15 protein-coding genes are annotated in these 16,177 nt (G+C 67.1%); 12 read left to right on the top strand and 3 right to left on the bottom strand.

Features of this window, described 5'->3' with window-relative positions; translation table 11 throughout:
- Nucleotides 1-126 precede the first annotated feature (126 nt).
- Nucleotides 127-1,707 (top strand): serine/threonine-protein kinase, encoded by a 1,581-nt coding sequence (locus ACZ6ZQ_RS28305; protein WP_469771332.1) that lies wholly within the window; start codon nucleotides 127-129, stop codon nucleotides 1,705-1,707.
- A gap of 43 nt (nucleotides 1,708-1,750) precedes the next feature.
- Here ACZ6ZQ_RS28305 and ACZ6ZQ_RS28300 read toward each other — a convergent pair whose 3' ends face one another.
- Entirely contained in the window at nucleotides 1,751-2,716 is a 966-nt protein-coding gene (locus tag ACZ6ZQ_RS28300; protein ID WP_469771331.1) for a hypothetical protein, read from the bottom strand.
- A 104-nt stretch (nucleotides 2,717-2,820) separates the two neighbouring features.
- Nucleotides 2,821-4,035 (bottom strand): MFS transporter, encoded by a 1,215-nt coding sequence (locus ACZ6ZQ_RS28295; RefSeq protein ID WP_469771330.1) that lies wholly within the window; start codon nucleotides 4,033-4,035, stop codon nucleotides 2,821-2,823.
- Nucleotides 4,036-4,718: 683 nt separating this feature from the next.
- On the opposite strand from ACZ6ZQ_RS28295, the gene ACZ6ZQ_RS28290 reads away from it, so the two are divergent.
- The 9 genes from ACZ6ZQ_RS28290 (at nucleotide 4,719) to ACZ6ZQ_RS28250 (ending at nucleotide 13,509) form a co-directional block, all read left to right on the top strand.
- Nucleotides 4,719-5,936, top strand: a complete 1,218-nt coding sequence (locus ACZ6ZQ_RS28290) for an argininosuccinate synthase-related protein (RefSeq protein ID WP_469771329.1) — start codon at nucleotides 4,719-4,721, stop codon at nucleotides 5,934-5,936.
- Nucleotides 5,930-6,673, top strand: coding sequence for a hypothetical protein (locus ACZ6ZQ_RS28285; RefSeq protein WP_469771328.1), 744 nt, complete (start codon nucleotides 5,930-5,932; stop codon nucleotides 6,671-6,673). Before ACZ6ZQ_RS28290 ends, ACZ6ZQ_RS28285 begins: the two co-directional genes overlap by 7 nt.
- Nucleotides 6,670-7,872 carry an ATP-grasp domain-containing protein gene (locus tag ACZ6ZQ_RS28280; protein ID WP_469771327.1) on the top strand — a complete coding sequence of 401 codons (1,203 nt, stop codon included), beginning with the start codon at nucleotides 6,670-6,672 and terminating at the stop codon, nucleotides 7,870-7,872. Before ACZ6ZQ_RS28285 ends, ACZ6ZQ_RS28280 begins: the two co-directional genes overlap by 4 nt.
- A 72-nt stretch (nucleotides 7,873-7,944) precedes the next feature.
- Entirely contained in the window at nucleotides 7,945-9,210 is a 1,266-nt protein-coding gene (locus tag ACZ6ZQ_RS28275; RefSeq protein ID WP_469771326.1) for a lysine N(6)-hydroxylase/L-ornithine N(5)-oxygenase family protein, read from the top strand.
- A 28-nt stretch (nucleotides 9,211-9,238) separates the two neighbouring features.
- Nucleotides 9,239-10,180, top strand: coding sequence for a fatty acid desaturase family protein (locus ACZ6ZQ_RS28270; protein ID WP_469771325.1), 942 nt, complete (start codon nucleotides 9,239-9,241; stop codon nucleotides 10,178-10,180).
- A 213-nt stretch (nucleotides 10,181-10,393) separates the two neighbouring features.
- Entirely contained in the window at nucleotides 10,394-11,107 is a 714-nt protein-coding gene (locus ACZ6ZQ_RS28265) for an SDR family oxidoreductase (protein WP_469771324.1), read from the top strand.
- 72 nt (nucleotides 11,108-11,179) lie between these two features.
- A complete protein-coding gene (locus ACZ6ZQ_RS28260; protein WP_469771323.1) occupies nucleotides 11,180-11,344 on the top strand; it encodes a hypothetical protein in 165 nt (54 codons plus the stop codon).
- Nucleotides 11,345-11,460: 116 nt separating this feature from the next.
- Entirely contained in the window at nucleotides 11,461-12,660 is a 1,200-nt protein-coding gene (locus tag ACZ6ZQ_RS28255; RefSeq protein WP_469771322.1) for an adenine nucleotide alpha hydrolase family protein, read from the top strand.
- Nucleotides 12,661-12,735: 75 nt separating this feature from the next.
- Entirely contained in the window at nucleotides 12,736-13,509 is a 774-nt protein-coding gene (locus ACZ6ZQ_RS28250) for a class I SAM-dependent DNA methyltransferase (protein WP_469771321.1), read from the top strand.
- Here the strand turns inward: ACZ6ZQ_RS28250 and ACZ6ZQ_RS28245 are convergent.
- Nucleotides 13,464-14,075, bottom strand: coding sequence for a dTMP kinase (locus ACZ6ZQ_RS28245; RefSeq protein ID WP_469771320.1), 612 nt, complete (start codon nucleotides 14,073-14,075; stop codon nucleotides 13,464-13,466). The genes ACZ6ZQ_RS28250 and ACZ6ZQ_RS28245 overlap by 46 nt on opposite strands.
- A 56-nt stretch (nucleotides 14,076-14,131) precedes the next feature.
- Here ACZ6ZQ_RS28245 and ACZ6ZQ_RS28240 point away from each other — a divergent pair, with 56 nt between their 5' ends.
- Complete coding sequence (locus ACZ6ZQ_RS28240) at nucleotides 14,132-14,950, top strand: sugar phosphate isomerase/epimerase family protein (protein WP_469771319.1); 819 nt, start codon at nucleotides 14,132-14,134, stop codon at nucleotides 14,948-14,950.
- Complete coding sequence (locus ACZ6ZQ_RS28235; protein ID WP_469771318.1) at nucleotides 14,947-16,161, top strand: acyl-CoA dehydrogenase family protein; 1,215 nt, start codon at nucleotides 14,947-14,949, stop codon at nucleotides 16,159-16,161. Before ACZ6ZQ_RS28240 ends, ACZ6ZQ_RS28235 begins: the two co-directional genes overlap by 4 nt.
- Nucleotides 16,162-16,177 lie beyond the last annotated feature (16 nt).

Raw genomic sequence — 16,177 nt, 5'->3', positions numbered from 1 at the left:
CGCGCCGCGCAACCATCGGATCACGGTGCGAGTTACTGAGCGGCCCCCGGTTCCCCGCACGTACTTCCTCTCCGTAACCTGTCTTTCCAAGGAACGGGGCGGGGACACGTGGAACACACACAGAGCGTGAGCAAAGGCTCGGGCACGAACGCAGGACTGCTGCTGGCCGGCCGGTACCGGCTGACCGAGAGCATCGGCCGCGGCGGCATGGGCAGGGTTTGGCGCGCCCAGGACGAACTCCTGCACAGAACGGTCGCGGTCAAGGAGCTCACCGCCGGTCTGTACGTGTCCGAGGCCGACCGGACGGTGCTGCACGCCCGCACCCAGAAGGAGGCCCGCGCCGCCGCCCGGATCTCCCACCCCAACGTTGTCACCGTCCATGACGTCCTGGAACACGACGACCGTCCGTGGATCGTGATGCAGTACGTCGACGGGCCGTCACTCGCCGACGCGGCCAAGGAGTCCGGCCGGATCCAGCCTGCCGAGGCCGCCCGGATCGGCCTGCACGTGCTGGGCGCACTGCGCGCCGCGCACGCCGCCGGAGTGCTGCACCGCGACGTCAAGCCCGGCAATGTGCTGCTCGCCTCCGACGGCCGCGTTCTGCTCACCGACTTCGGCATCGCCGCCATCGAGGGCGACTCGACCATCACCAGGACCGGTGAACTGGTCGGCTCCATCGACTATCTGGCTCCCGAGCGGGTACGCGGCGGGGACCCCGGACCCGCCTCGGACCTGTGGTCCCTGGGCGCCACGCTCTACACCGCGGTCGAGGGGACCTCACCGTTCCGCCGTACGTCACCGCTGTCCACGATGCAGGCGGTGGTCACCGAGGAGCCGCCGCCCGCCCAGCACGCGGGACCGCTCGGCCCCGTCATCACCGCACTGCTGCGCAAGGAGCCCGAGCAGCGCCCGCCGACTCCCGAGGCGGAGCGGATGCTGCTGGAGGTGATGGAGGGGCGCCGTCCGAAGTCGGCGCACGAGTACGTACCGACGCAGTCGGTGGACGCCGAGGACCGGCGGGCGGCTACCGCGTCGCTCCCTGAGCCGCACACCGCCCCCACCACGACGGCACGGAAACGATCCGGCCGCTGGCGCAGGGCACTGCTCGTCGTCGTGCTCGCCGCTGTCGTCGGCGGTGGGGCGGGATTCCTCGCGATGCGTTACGGGAACGGGGACGGTGGCACCTCAGCCGGCCCGAGCAGCACGCCAGGGGCCACCAAGCCGTCTTCCCCAGGGCCCGCCAAGACCGGTTCCGTACCCGCCGGCTGGCACCGGGTGACCGACCCCAAGGGCTTCAGCCTGCTCGTACCCGACGGCTGGACGCGGCAGCTGGACGGCAACCAGATCGACTACACGCCCGACAGCGGCCGCCACCGCATCCGCATCAGCATCGACCCGTCGCCGGACTACGAGAATCCGTACATGCACCTGCTCGATCTGGAGCAGATCGTCGACAAGCGCGCGGACTACAAGAAGGTGATCCTCCACCCCAACACCTACCGCGACCAGACGGATTCGGCGATCTGGGAGTTCACCTGGACCGAGATCAAGGATCATCCGGGCAGGCGCCGCGCGATCGACCAGGTCTACTACGAGGAGGACGGGACCGAGTACGCGCTCTTCATGGCCGGTCCCGCCGAGGACTGGCCCACGATGCGGCAGCAGTTCGACACCATGGTGCAGAGCTGGCGGCCTCCGACCCCGTGACTCCGTCACGACTCTGCGCGTCGTTTCACGGACGGGGCTCAGGTCATCCGGAGAGCTCCTCCACCGTCACCACCCGTGACTGCCGGAACCCTTTCCCGTGGAAGCGGCTGAGGAGCCCCTCGGGCGGGCCGTCCGACACGACCAGGAGATCGTGGATGCCGCCGCGTACCGCATCGGGCCAGGTGGGCAGTGTTCCGCGATGCTGCCCCCAGGTGACGACGAGAGAGGGGTCGGAGAACGACCGCAGGCTGAGGATCCTGTCGGCGAACTCGCCGGCGAGGGAGGGGTCGAGCAGCTCCGAGGGGACGGGCGTGAAGCCCATGCGGCTCTTGAAGTTGAACAGGCCGGGCTGAACGACCTGCCCGAAGAGTGCGGGATCGTTGCCCAGGGACGCGTAGGCCAGGTCGCTTTCGCGGGCGTACGCCATGGCTTCCGCATAGAGAACACGCAGAGCGCGGCCCGATCGTGCTCCGGGCAAAGCGGCGGAGAAACGCATCTGCAGGACCGACCGCTCGGGACGGACGCGCCATATGGACCCGGCGAGCATGCTGGTGCCGTCGCTGAGGCCCACGCTCACATGCTCGTCGGCCGCTGCCAGCAGACGATCCCGCCACCGACGAGCGAAGTTCTTCCCCCGGGGCATGTCCGCGATCTGGCTGTCGTACACGACCAGGAACTCATCCATGAACTCCTCGGTCAGCCGCGGCTGCACGCACAGCCGAAGCCGCTGCTCCTCGACGAACCGGCGGCCGAGACGGACGTTCCTGCGCTCCGTTCCGGAAAGCGCCCCCAGGAACTCGTCCTCAGAACCGGCCACCGGGGCACACCAGTTCAGCCAGCGTGGACGGGCCATGAACCTCAAGTGGGACAGGACCTCGTCACTGACTTCCTCGGAGCCCACGAGCCTGACCACGTCGACCGATGTGCCGGCCGCTTCCCAAGCCCGCTTTTCGGCTTCTTCGAGATCTACCGAGGCAACAACGACGTGGTCCTGTTCAACGATCTCCATCGCGCAATTCCTGTCGTGCGGTCCGTGCCGTGCGGTTCCTGTCCTGCGATATCTGCCACTGTGATGTCTGCGGCCTGTGGCTGTGATTCCGGTCGGTGTGATTCCTATCGCGAAGGGGCCGCGACCGTGACACGCTCCCGGTACCGGGTGTAGAGGGTCCAGATCCCGATCGCTATTGCCCAGAGGATCAGAGTCGGCAGCCAGTAGTAGTACCCGTCGAAGCGGCTCGCCCAGGCGTACAGGAAACCGGACAGTGGTACGGCACCCGTGATGAACATGCGAATCGTCGCGTTGACCCGGCCCGCCAGATCAGGAGGAATGGTCTCCTGCCGGTAGGTGATGGATGCGACGTTACTGACGGCGACGGCGAAGCATTCCACCATGAAACCGAGGATGCGCACCGGCAGTACCGGGACGGCGATACACGCCAGTCCGACGAAGGCGACGACCTGAACCGCCAGGATGCGTCGTTCCGTGCTCCACGAGGGAAGAATGGACGGGGCGAGACGACTGGCGACCGCTCCCATGAACAGGCCTATTGCCATCAGCACCGAGATGACGCTCGTGTTGACCCCTCCGCGCGCGAACTCGGTGATCAGCGCCGGCTCCAACTGGCCGATGGCGATATTGATGATCGACATGCTGACGACGAGCCAGAGGATTTCGTTCCTTCCCACCCAGCGGAACCCGACCGCCAGATCACGGCGCAGGTTCATCTCGGTCTGGACGGAGGGCATCCTCGGCAGCACCAGGGCCATCAGACCGGCCAGTACGTACAGGCCGGCGATGCACAGTGAAGCGACGGACGGGCCGAAGACCGTGAAGCCGACGCCGCCCAGAAGGAGGCCGACCACCTTCGAGAGCTCCACGGCGGAGTTCAGTTTGGCCACCGCCACGGGGCGGCCCGGCGGGCTGATCAGCTGGGGAATCATCACGAACTGGCCCGTGATGGTGCAGGCCACACTGCCCACTCCGGAGAGGAGCACCAGCAGCGCGACAGCCGGCGGGCTGGAGAGCGACACGGCGAGCAGAGCCAGGCAGGCCGCTTGCTGGATCAGTCCGAGTACCAGGACCGTCCGCTTGTCGAACCGGTCGATGACCGCTCCCACGAACGGGGACGCCACGTAGCTCACGCCGCGCAGCGCGAACAGGGCCAGGGACATGGCGACGGAGTCCGACTCGGCCAGCACGGCCAGCGGAATCACAATTCCGAGCTGCCAGTCGGCAACCTTTGAAAGCACCGATGACGCGATGAGGACGCGCAGTACTCGCTTGTCGGACACCTGCCTGTCCGATGCGGGCGCGTGAATGTCTGTCACGGGGCACCGTCACGGAGCTGAATAAGTACGCGGCACCCGTGGGGGTCGCGATCGGGGAATGAGGGGGGCTCGTCCCGGAGTCCGGTGACAAGAGTCGACATCACATGAGCCGACGTCGGACACGACAGAGCTTCATGCCTCACTCGCCCCCCTGCGCAAGTGCCAATGGCCACATTGCCAATAAGTCCACGACCTGAACAAGATCACGCTAATCATGGGCCGGAGGTTGACAGTGTGTCAAGGGTTGCCCGACGAAGCCCGAACGGAATGGGAAATCGGCTTCAAATTATGCAACCTTTGCCCACAGTCAAGACGTTTGTCCCTATTGGGTGACTTGCTCGACCGTGCCCAACTCCCCGTGCACAGAAAGCTGTTGACTGACAAAGGGAGGTCTGCCTACGATCTTGTCGAGGAGTGATCGCGAGCGTTTCTGGTCGAATTGACAGCACCATCGCCCTTTCTTCGTTCGACATGTTGTTGGCAGACCTGCACTTCGTCCTGAAGTGAAGTCTTTCCGGCGTGGCAGGGCTTCTGAGTGGCCCTGTTCGTGATTCAGCGCTTCCCCGCAAGGAACAGTCCTGACAGTGCGGTTGATGGCGACCGCCGGCCAAGGAGAAAAGTCTCGGTCGACCGAATGCGGACACTGCCCTTCGGCGGGCAGCTGAGCCAGAAGGACGTGAAGTGTGAAAACGAGGGCTGTGCGCTCCTTTCGCGATATCACGCACCGCGAGGTCGATTGGCGGCGCCCTGTCGTGACGCTGTTCAGCGGAGGGCTGGACAGCTCCTATCTCCTGCACCGGCTGGTACAGGCCGGGGCGCGCGACGTACACGCGGTGAGCGTGGACGTCGGCGGCGACGAGAGGCAGCACGAGCTCCGGCGGATCACCGACAGGCTGGGTGCCCACCTCCACGTTCTCGACGAACGTGCTTCTTTCGCAAGGGAGTTCGTCCTCCCGGCGATCGCGGCGCACGCCCTCTACCTGGGGTCGTATCCCATCAGCTCATCGTTGAGCCGGCCGCTCTTCGCACGCGCCGCCCTGCGTACGGCCGAGGATCTCGGCGCCCAGGTCGTCCTGCATACGGCCAACCGCTCGCAGAACACGCTGCGCAGACTGAACGGCGCTCTGCAACAGCTGGGCTTCCAGGGCCACTACGGCAGTCCGTACGAACTCGAACCGGTGCACCGCGAGCAGAAGGCCAAAGAACTGCGGGCCATCGGCCTGGAGGAGATGGCGGAACGTTCGGCCAGCGCCGACTCGAACCTGTGGTGCCGTGAGTTCGAGTCCGGGATCCTCGAGGACCCCGAGCACCACGTGGTACCGGAGACCTGTTTCCGGTGGAGTGCCCGGCGGGAAACCCCGGGCCCCGAGTCGGTGGCGGTCTCCTTCGAGGCCGGCGTTCCCGTCGCGGTCAACGGTCGGCGCATGGACCTTGTCGAACTGATCGACACTCTGAACTGGACCGTCGGGGCACACGGCCAGGGCCGGCACACCGGCCTGGAGCACCTGCCCGGCGGGGCAAAGGTTCTGGAAGTGCGCGAGGCGCCGGCGGCCTGGCTGCTGCTGGCATCCCACCGCCACCTGGAAACCGCGACGCTGGACGCCGAAACGCTGAGGGAGAAGCTGCACCTGGAGCAGGTCTGGGTGCGTGAGGCGGTCGAAGGGCGGTGGTTCGGGGAACTCCGCGCGGCCTGCCAGTCCTTCGCCGCGGAACTCGCTTCCCATGTCACCGGGACGGTCCGCTGGCGCCTCGACGGCGTCCGGACGTTGACCGAGTCCATCGTCGCCGAGAGTCCCCGGTACATACGCAGCAGGGAGGACTGGGAACTCCGCAGCGTCGAGGACGAGGTCGCGTACTTCGAGACGGATCCGGACAGCGGGACCTGGGGAGGGAAATGTTAGGGGCGAACAGCACCGCGCGACCTGGTGGTCACACTCTGGTCCTCATCGACGCGACGGTGCCCGTGGCGAGAGCCGCGCACGGCCTGGGATGCCGCACCGTACTGGTCCAGCGGCCCGGCGCGCCGGTGCATGAACTGGCCGACGACCACACGGACTACTACTCGATCGATTTCGGGGACGATTCGTTCGCCGATTTCGTCGACACCGTCTTACGCCCCCTCAACCCCACGGCCGTCGTCTCCCTGACCGCGAGGGGAGCCTTACCGGCGGCGACGGCCAACTCCACGCTCGGGACCATCGGTACCCCGGCCGAGGCGGTGAAGGCACTGGCCGCGGCCGGGGACGGCGGTGGGAGTGGCGAGCAGCGGCGCATAAGGGCCCACACCTTCAGCACGGGCGGAGTGCACCAATGGGTCGCCGCCGTGGAGGAGGGACACACGCCTTCGCTCCCCGGGCATCTCGTGCCGGAGCGCTGTCTGTCCCCCGAGGAGCACCGCGCGGCCAGGGCGGCACTGAACGGCCTCCTCGACACGGCCGGACTCACCGACGGCCCGGCCCTCGTCCACCTCGCGCTGCACGACGGCACGGCGCGGATTCTCACGGCAAGCCACACCACCGGTCACGACGACGAAACCGATCTGATCCGGCAGCTCACGGGATTCGACCTGGTGCGACGGTCCCTGGAGTGGCCCCTCGACGTGGACCCCGCGGAATCCGGCAAGGAGGCGGGGCGATGAGCAAGGCGGCCGCGCTCTTCATCAACAAGCACCACTACTCGCACTTCAACCGGGGCGGCAGTCACATCCTGCCGGTCTCGGAGATCGACATCCATCTCGTCACCCGTCACCGGGTCCACGGCGGTCTCGACGGCTTCGCGGACCATCCCCTGGACCATGTCGCCGTCTGCGACGCCGAGGATTTCGACCGTTGGCGGGACATCTGCACCTGGACCCTGCGTCACCACCCCATCGGCCGGGTCATCGCCGTGCACGAGCGGGCGGTGTTGCTGGCGGCGGAGATGCGCTCGAAGTTCTCCCTGCCCGGGATGGACTACGAGACGGCGGTGCGCTTCCGCGACAAGGTGCGGATGAAAGAGGCCGTGCAGCAGGCCGGGGCGGCCGCGCTGCCGGCATTCTCCGCGCTCGACCGCCCGGAGGACCTCGACCGGGTGGACTGGAGCACCGGCCGGAAGGTGATCAAGAGCCGATGGGGGCTCGCCGCCAAGGACGTCTACATGGTGGACTCCCTCGACCATGCCCGCAGCGTGGTTGCGGGCCTCGACCTGTCCGGCTCGCAGTACGAGGTCGAGGAGTTCGTCGAGGGCCGGATCTACCACTGCGACTCGGTGGTCGTGGACGGAGAGATCAGGTTTGCCGGCGTCGGCAAGTACCTCGCGGATCCGTCCGGTTACTCTCCCGGTGGCATCTTCGGGACCGTCCTCGTCGACGACGCCGAGCTGCTCCCTCGTATCCACGAGATGAACGCGGCCGTTCTGGCCGCGCTGGGGCTCAAGGACGGCACCACGCATCTGGAGCTGTTCCGTACCGCAGCCGACGAACTCGTCTTCTGCGAGGTGGCGGGCCGGCCGCCCGGTGGTGTCATCCCGCCGGTCATCCAGTGGCAGTACGGGTTCAACATCGTCGAGGCGCAGATTCGTATCGATGCCGGCCTGCCTGTGTCACTCGGCTCCGTCCCGGCCACCGGTACCTGCGGCTTCATCGCGTTCTACCCCGGCGGAGGCGAGTCGCGCGGTATCCCCGCGGACAGGTTCGGGGACCTCGGCGTCGTCGAGCACATCGCACACCACGGAGCCGGGAACGGGCGCGGGGGAGTGCGGCATTCCACCGACTTCCTCGACTCGTACGTGGTCAAGGCTCACGACGAGGACATGCTCATGGACCGGATAGCCCGCATCCAGAACGAGTACTGGCAATGACCGACGTGTCGCCGAGTCCTGCCCGCCACCTCGGGACGCCGACCTGCCGCTGCCCCCATGGAGTGATCGACAATGTCTGACTACGACGTCATCGGAATCGGTGTGGGACCCGCGAATCTGAGCCTCGCGGCCCTGACCGACCCGCTGCCCGAGCTGCGAACGCGGTTCCTGGACGACAAGCCCGGATTCCAGTGGCACCAGGGGCTGATGCTCCCGGACTCGCAGCTGACCGTCACCTACTTCAGGGACCTCGTCACCCTGGTCGACCCGAGGAGCAGGTTCTCCTTCCTGAACTTCCTCGTCCAGGAGGGCAGGGCGTTCCGCTTCCTGGAGGCCAACGGCCTGAGCTGCTCGCGGCGTGAGTTCGAGCAGTACTACCAGTGGGCAGCGGCCCAGCTTCCCTCTCTGCGGTGGGGAACGCGGGTCAATTCCGTCTCGGTGTCGGGCGACCGCTTCGAGGTCACCTGCGACGGCGGCGGGGCCCGCACCGCCCGTACCCTCGTCGTCGGTTCCGGTGCCGAACCGCGTCTTCCGTCCTTCGCGCTGCCGCATCGGGGGAAGAACGTGCTGCACAGCAGCGACTTCACCCATGTGCGCCCCGAGTGGAAGGGCCGCCGGGTTCTGGTGATCGGAGCCGGACAGAGCGGTGCCGAGGTCGTCAACCATCTGCTGTCCGACGAGCACGGGCTGCCCTCGTCCCTCACCTGGACCTCCAGCAAGGCCGGCTTCCAGCCCCTGGACGACTCACCGTTCACCAACGAGTGGTTCTCCTCCGCGTACGCCGGCTACTTCCACGGGCTGCCGCCCGCGCGCCGCGCCGAGATGATCGCGGAGCAGCTGAACGCCGGCGGGGACGGGATCACCGACGAACTGCTCGGCGCCATCTACCGCCGCCTGTACCACCTGGACCATGTGCTGAAAGCGGGAATGCGGCACCGGCTGCTCACCTCCCGCCGAGGCGTCGCCCTGGAGCAGGACGGATCCGAGTACCGGGTGACACTGCACGACGAGAATCGCGGCGCCGCCGAGGTGCTCCCTGCCGACCTCGTCATCCTGTGCACCGGGTACCGCAGGCAGATCCCGGAATACCTCAAGCCGATCCAGGAGCAACTGGCCGTCACCGACGGCAGGTTCGAGGTGAACGCCGACTACTCCGTGGCCTTCGACGGACCGGAGGGCCTGCGGATCTACACACAGGGATTCTCGGAGGCCGGCCACGGCATCAACGACACGCTGCTGTCCCTCGTGGCTTGGCGCAGCGCCCGCATCGTCAACTCGGTGACCGGACGGCAGGTTTACCGGACCGACGCCGACAAGACGACAGTGGCCTGGCAGTAGCACCGCAGCAGGGGAACGGGGAGGGGATGTGGACACCGATATGGGGCCGCCGGCCGTGCTGTTCGAGCGGGCGCGAGTGTCCCGGAAGGATGAATTGGTCTTTCTCGGCAAACTTGCGGCGGCACTCGTCATCTGCTGCGCCGGCGGTGTCCTGGCGCTGAGCCGTTCCTGGCCGGCGGCAGCCGCCGGAGTCCTCCTGCTCGCCGCCATGTACACGCACCTGGTGGAGCTGCAGCACCAGTGCCTGCACCATTCGGCCTTCCGCAGGAGCTGGGTCCACCGGCCGGTCGGTGTCCTGCTCGGGATTCCTCTCCTGTCGGCCTACAGCCACTACCGGGTCCAGCACCTGCAGCACCACAAGTACCTCGGCACCCCCCAGGACAGCGAGTTCTTCGGTTTCGACACCCGGGCGCCGCTGACCTGGAACGCTCTGCTCCGCGGTGCGGTGGACCCGGCGCGGCTGGTCCAGGTCGGGGCGGACGTGCTCCGCAGTTGCACGGGTGCCTGGACCCACACCCGGGGACAGATCGGGGAACGCACCAGACGCCAGGTCATGAACGAGTACCGCCTCATCGGCATCGCGGTGCTCGCGGCCTGCGCGGGGGCAGCCCTGGGGCAGGGCCGCACCGTGGCGATGCTGTGGGCGGTTCCGCTGCTGCTGTCGATACCGGTCCACTTCTTCCTGGAACTGCCCGAGCATGTCCTGTGCGATATCGATGGCAATACAGACGTACTGCACAATACCCGAACAATCAGCGGGAGTAGATTCAGTCGCTGGTTCACCAACGGCAACAACTTCCATGTGGAGCACCATGCGGCGATGGTGGTGCCCATCAACAGGCTGGCAGAACGGCATCCGGTCGCCAGAAGATACGCCGCGCATGCCGAGGACAGCTATGTCTCCTTCTATCTGAAGGTCCTCCATGAGGTTCGCCGGAACAGCAGACGCGGCAAAGAATCCATTGAGTGAATGAACTGCGGTACGCGCCTCGATTTCCGGCCGAGAAAATAGATCGAAAACTCTTGCAGTGATCACCCCGGCCAGTCTAGGGTTATTACAGCAAGGGGAGATGAGAAGAAGCCTCACTTTCACTGAAGCATTCGTTCATCTGTGCTGCATTCATCGCGCAACGGGGGTTGTGGAATGCCGAAGTCAACAGGCTCTCACCTGCCCGTTTGCGTGGTGACCGGCGCGAGTCGAGGCTTAGGTCGAGCCCTCTGCGCAGAATTCACGCGACGCGGCTTCTTGGTGGCAGGGATATCGCGTACCGAATCCGGCGGCACGTCGGAAGACGTCACGATGCACTGTGCGATGGATGTGCAGGACGAGCAGCGGATGCGTGAATTCTCGAAATCCGTCGTCTGCCGGCACGGTCGGATCGACGTCTGGGTGAACAATGCCGCCGTCATGGATCCCTTTCATGTCGTGGACGGCGACCTTGCGCGATGGAACCGGCTGCTCGGCACCAATCTGATCGGTGCGATCAATGGCAGTTCGGTATTCGCCGAGCATGTCCGCAGCCGTCCGGACAAAGGCGTACTGGTCAATCTCACCGCCGGCTCGGCGCGCGCTGCGCGCCCCGGCTGGGCGGCGTACTCGGCAAGCAAGGCCGCGGTGGAACGCCTGACCGAAGCCCTTGCCGCGGAGGAGAGGACCGCCGGGCTGAGGGCCTTCTGCGTGTCTCCCGGCGCCATGGACACCGATATGCAGCGTTCCCTGTGGGAACTGCCCGAGAGCGTGTTCCCCGAGGCACGGGAGATGCGTGAACGCGCCGCCCAGGGCCGGATCAGCGACTGCCGCGACATCGCGGAGCGGATCGCCGACCGGGCCGAGGGGCAGCTGCGCCCCGGCGCCCCGGATCCCGAGCCTGTCTTCCTCCCCTACCGGGCGTCCTGACGCCCGCCATGAACAACCACGTCACCAGGCGTGGTTGAAAGAAGCACCACTCATCAATGAGAGGAGAGAACCATGAAGACCGAACTCGGTCTGGTCAACGCCCCGGCGGCGGTTCTCGTCGAGTTCGAGCCGGTCGCGGCCCTCAACCTGGGCGTGCTCGGTGCGCGCGAGGCGGCCACGACGGACAGCGGCCTGGAGTCCGTCTCCTGCTGCAACTCGATCGTCGCCACCGGCTGACCGTAGCCCTCATCGGGACTTCTTCTTGTCCTGACACCGCTGGTGAGGCGCTTCGGCGCCTCACCAGCGGCACTTGCATCGACGATGATCCACCTGCTGACGAAACGGAACGGCATATGCGAGTCCGGTTGCAGACCAACCACGGCGAGTACCTCCTTGAACATGAGAGCGCACCGACCGTCGGAGCATTGCTGAGGCTGTACGGCATCCCGCTCTCAGCGGTGTGGACCTACCGGATCGAGGGGCACGGGGGCGACGGGCACCGGCGTGCCGTCTTCGTTCCCGCCTCCACGGCCCGACCCGGCGACGGGGACGTGGACGAGGTGTTCGCGCGCGTCACCCGCAACATCAACCTTCCGGGGCTGCTCGGCGTGGAGACCGCCAACGCGCGACTGCATCCCGAGGCGACCACGGAGTGGACCTTCCCCACCGAGGACAGCGGGGCCTTCCAGCGTGTGCACACGCAGATGTCCGCCGCCGAGTGCTTCGAATTCGTCCGCGCCAGCGTCACGGACGTGCTCAAGCAGTGGCCGGGCGACCGGAGCAACGGCCTGGTCGTGGGGACCTCGGGCGGCGGCGACTCCAACGTGCTGCTGTCCACGCTGATGGAATCCGGTTACTTCGAACCGGAGCGCGTCGTGCCCGTCATGATGCTCGGCATCCCGGACTGGGACGCACAGGTCGACAACGCCCGTGAGCTGTGCACGGCGCACGGCATCGACCTGAACGTGGTCGAGGAGTCGGAGACGGCGCGGCTGTCCGGACTGAAGGAACTCAGCTCGGTCAAGCAGGTGTTCAGGGACTTCTTCCCCGACGCCGACCTGGAGTTCATGGGAACCTGGCTGCTGCGCCGCGTCCTGTCCCGCTACGCGGTCGAGCGCGGCATGAAGTACGTCGCCACCGGCGCGAACCGGGAGGACATCGTCGCCGAGCACATCGCGCGTGTCTCACGTGGCCTGCTCCCGCTGCCCGCCCCGTTCCGGAAGATCGGGGACGTCACCTTCTGCTACCCGATCTGGAAGGTGCCGAAGAAGATCGGCGACGGCGCCTACCCGGCCTTCAGCCTCGAGAACTACGAGAACCGCAACCCCAGCTTCAGCCCTGGGCGCAGCGTCTTCTACTACCTCGCGTACTGGATCCCGGAGCTGCTGCCGGGCATGGACAACACGCTGCTCGACGGCATGTCCAAGCTCGCCGACAAGGACCCGGAGCCGATCACCTGGGACGAGGACCTGCGCGACCACGTCTGCCGCGAGGGCTCCACGGAGGAGCAGAAGACGCGCTGGCAGGAGTTCCTGGCGAAGGTCGAGGCCTGAGCCGCGGGAGAGCCCGCTGCGTCGGCCGTTCTCCCTGGCGGGAGGACGGCGGACGCCGGCCGAGGAGAGGGTATTTTGAACGCGTTTCAGGACTGGGATGCCGCCTCGTACGGAGATTCCCGGGCCAGTGTGTACGACCGGCAGGTGGCCGGACGCAATGACGTGGCGGAGGCCGTCGGTCTGCTCGCCGAGCTGGCCGGCGACGGATCGGCGCTGGAACTCGGCGTGGGCACCGGGCGGTTGGCCATTCCGCTGACTGAGAAGGGTGTCAGCGTCCACGGGCTGGACAGCTCCCCGAAGATGCTCGAGGAGCTCGGCCGCGCGCCCGGGGGAGAGCGCGTGCCCGGCACGCTGGGCAGCATGACCGACTTCACCCTCGACCAGGACTTCTCGCTGATCTGGGTGGCCTTCAACTCGCTCTTCCTGGTGGACGATCCCGAGGGACAGGAGAGCTGTTTCCGGAGCGTGGCACGGCACCTGGCGCCGGAGGGCCGCTTCGTCGTCGAGGCGTTCGTGCCCTCACCCGAGCAGTTCGAAGGGGCTCCGGCCCTGCGGGTGAAGGACTTCGGAGAGTCCAGCCTGCTTCTGCAGGTGTCACGGCACAGAGCGGACACCCAGGTCGTCGAGTCCCTCGATCTGGAGGTCACGGACGAAGGCTTCGCCCTCTACCCCACCCGGGTGCGCTACACCTGGCCGCAGGAACTCGACGCGATGGCCCGGCGAGCGGGGCTGCGCCTGGAGGACCGGTGGGAGAACTGGAGCCGGCGCCCGTTCACAGCCGGCTCCAGCGCTCACGTCAGCGTCTACGCACCGGCCGGCGAGGACACCGCTTCCGGCAGGGCACGCTGAATCTCCTTGCGGAGGAGTTCCTGCACCTCGTCGAACGAACCGTTGCCGTCGACCACGACGAAATCCTCGAATTCCGGGAGGGAGCGGTAGGCCTCCCGGAAATCGACGAGGAACTCCAGGCTCTCCTCGTCGATGCCACGCAACTTGATTCTTTCTTGTGCAACCGCTGGGTCGACATTCAGGAAGAGGGTGAGGTCAGGCTGAGGAAGGACCCGGTTGAGTCGCCGCAGGAATTCTTCGTTGTCCGCCTTCTGCAGGCGGACTGCGGCGTACTGGCAGACGGTGTACCGATCGGCGAGCGCCACCGCACGGGGGGTACGCAGGACTTCATCGACAGGAGCGAGCGCCGACAACTTCGCACAGGCCGAAATGAGCCTGATCGTGTCAGCCCCGATCATTTCGAGATGCCCCGGGAAACCATCTTCCGCGGCGATGGCGTCCAATGACTGCCGGACCGGGAGCTGTGTTTGATTCAAAAAGAGCCGAGTGGGGTTCCCCAGGCTCTCGAACCACTCGGCCAGCCTCCCCACCTGGCTCGTCTTGCCGGCCCCGTCAATTCCCACCACCGCGACAAGATAGCCGCTCCGCCCCTCTGGCCTCACTTTTCATACCCCCAAAACGAATGCATGAATGGATTAAAGTGCCTCGCGTCACTATTCAACCAAGATTGCACGGCATATCTCGCTATGTCAATGTGGCCAGATCGAACCAGTTTCACTTCGAACTGATCGAACCGGCATACCCGCAAAATTTGGACATCCTGGATCAATATTTCTCGGATTTCCTGGAAAGCGCAGGGGCGGCCGACCTTGTCAAGGTGATCCACGGTCCCTACATCGACATCGCCGTCCATTCACCCGACCGTGCCGTACGAGAAGCCTCGGCCCGGCGCATATCCGCATCCATCGAATGGGCGAAGCGGCTCGATGCCGAGTTCCTCATACTGCACAGCAATCATCTGCCGATGCTCAACGAGCCCGCCTACGACCGGCAATGGCGCAACGGCTGGCTCGCCTTCCTCGGGGACCAGGAGCTCGGGAACGTCACCGTTCTCCTGGAGAACATGTGGGACCGCACCCCTGAACTCAGCCTCTCCCTGGTCGAGGAGTTCGGCTCACCCCGGCTGCGGCTGTGCTTCGACGTCGCGCACTGGAACGTCCACGGCACGGTGTCCCTCGACGACTGGCTGCGCCTGGCGGGCCCGGTCACGGCCTACGTCCAGTACGGGGACAACCACGGCGACCAGGACTCCGATCTCGCCCTGGGCACCGGCACGGTGGACTGGCGGGAACTCGATCGCTGCCTGCGCCGGTACGCCCCGCAGGCGGACGTGATGGTCGGGGTGGGCATCGACCACGACGGCAAGCGGCTGGAGCCCTCGGTGGACTTCCTGCGCACCCACGGCATCCACCCCTTCCCCACCGCGGACGGTGCCCGGTGACGGGCCCCTCGCCCCATGTACCGGGCCCCGGCACCGCCTGGTGCCTGCGACCGCTCACGCCGCAGGGGCAACTGGCGGTGGAGCGCGCCGAGAAGTGCCTGACGGCCGTGGAGGCCGACGCCGAACGGCACGACCGCGAAGGCAGCTACGTCCGGGAAGCGCACCGGGCACTCGCCGCCGCCGGGCTGATGGGGGCCACCGTGACCGAGGCCCACGGCGGGCTCGGGGTGAGCACGCTCCTCGACCTCGCCGCCTGTCTCGAACGGGTCGCCTGGGCCGACGCCTCCGCCGCCCTGGTACTGCACATGCAGCTCTCCCGCGGCCTGGCGCTGGGTTCCGGTCAGGCGGATCCCGCGGCCGCCGGGCTGCTGCGTGCCATGGCCGACGGTTCGGCCTTCGTTGCGGGCGCGGCGACCGAGGCGGGCGCGGGCTACTTCACCGTCCGTACCTCGGCCGAGGTGACGGCCGGCGGGGTCCCGACCGTCAGCGGCCAGAAGATCATGGTCTCGGGAGCCCCCGCCGCCACTCATTACGCGGTCCGGCTCCGGGTCCGCACCCCGCACGGCGATCGCCTCGGCAGTGCGATCGTGCCGCGCTCGGCGGCGGTGGAAGTGGCCGACGGCTGGGACGGGCTGGGGATGCGGGGCTCGGGAAGCGAGACGGTGCGCTTCCACGAGGCCGAGGTGCTGCCCTGGAGCCTGGCGGTCCGAGGCCCCTGGGGCTCCTACGACCCGCGGGCACTGGGCGGCCGGATGCTCAGCTCCGCGGGCATGCTGGGGATCTACCTGGGGCTGGCCACCGCCGCACACCACATCCTGCTCGGGTCCCTTCGGCGCGCGGGCGCGGACCGGCCCGGGGTATGGATCGACTCCGCCGCGATCAGGTCCGAGAACGAACTGGCGGGCACCCGTTCCCTGGTGGAGCTCTTCCTGCGCCGACTGGACAGCCACGACCTCGCGGACGGCCCCGGGACCCTGGCGCTGGCACGGGACTGGCAGCTGTGCCGCCTGCGGACGCACGACACCGCCGTCACCCTCTCCGATCTCGCCCTGACGGCCGCGGGTGCCTCCGCCTACCGATGGGGGCATCGGGCCTCCCGGGTTCTGCGGGACGCGCGGGCCGCCCAGTACATGCAGCCGTACGGCCTTCCTCAGGCGACCGAGTTCATCAATGCCTCGGGCGACGGCACGGACCCGGGACTCATGGCATGACGACACCTTCCTCTCC

It is taken from the genome of Streptomyces sp. NPDC053673 (assembly GCF_055585225.1).
This window is presented reverse-complemented; position numbering and strand designations above follow the sequence as displayed.

Bases quoted from the DNA above. Each gene is read 5' to 3' on its own strand.
- ACZ6ZQ_RS28300 (WP_469771331.1), bottom strand. From the start codon at position 2,716: ATGGAGATCGTTGAACAGGACCACGTCGTTGTTGCCTCGGTAGATCTC.
- ACZ6ZQ_RS28285 (WP_469771328.1), top strand. From the start codon at position 5,930: ATGTTAGGGGCGAACAGCACCGCGCGACCTGGTGGTCACACTCTGGTC.
- ACZ6ZQ_RS28280 (WP_469771327.1), top strand. From the start codon at position 6,670: ATGAGCAAGGCGGCCGCGCTCTTCATCAACAAGCACCACTACTCGCAC.
- ACZ6ZQ_RS28275 (WP_469771326.1), top strand. From the start codon at position 7,945: ATGTCTGACTACGACGTCATCGGAATCGGTGTGGGACCCGCGAATCTG.
- ACZ6ZQ_RS28260 (WP_469771323.1), top strand. From the start codon at position 11,180: ATGAAGACCGAACTCGGTCTGGTCAACGCCCCGGCGGCGGTTCTCGTC.
- ACZ6ZQ_RS28255 (WP_469771322.1), top strand. From the start codon at position 11,461: ATGCGAGTCCGGTTGCAGACCAACCACGGCGAGTACCTCCTTGAACAT.
- ACZ6ZQ_RS28240 (WP_469771319.1), top strand. From the start codon at position 14,132: ATGCATGAATGGATTAAAGTGCCTCGCGTCACTATTCAACCAAGATTG.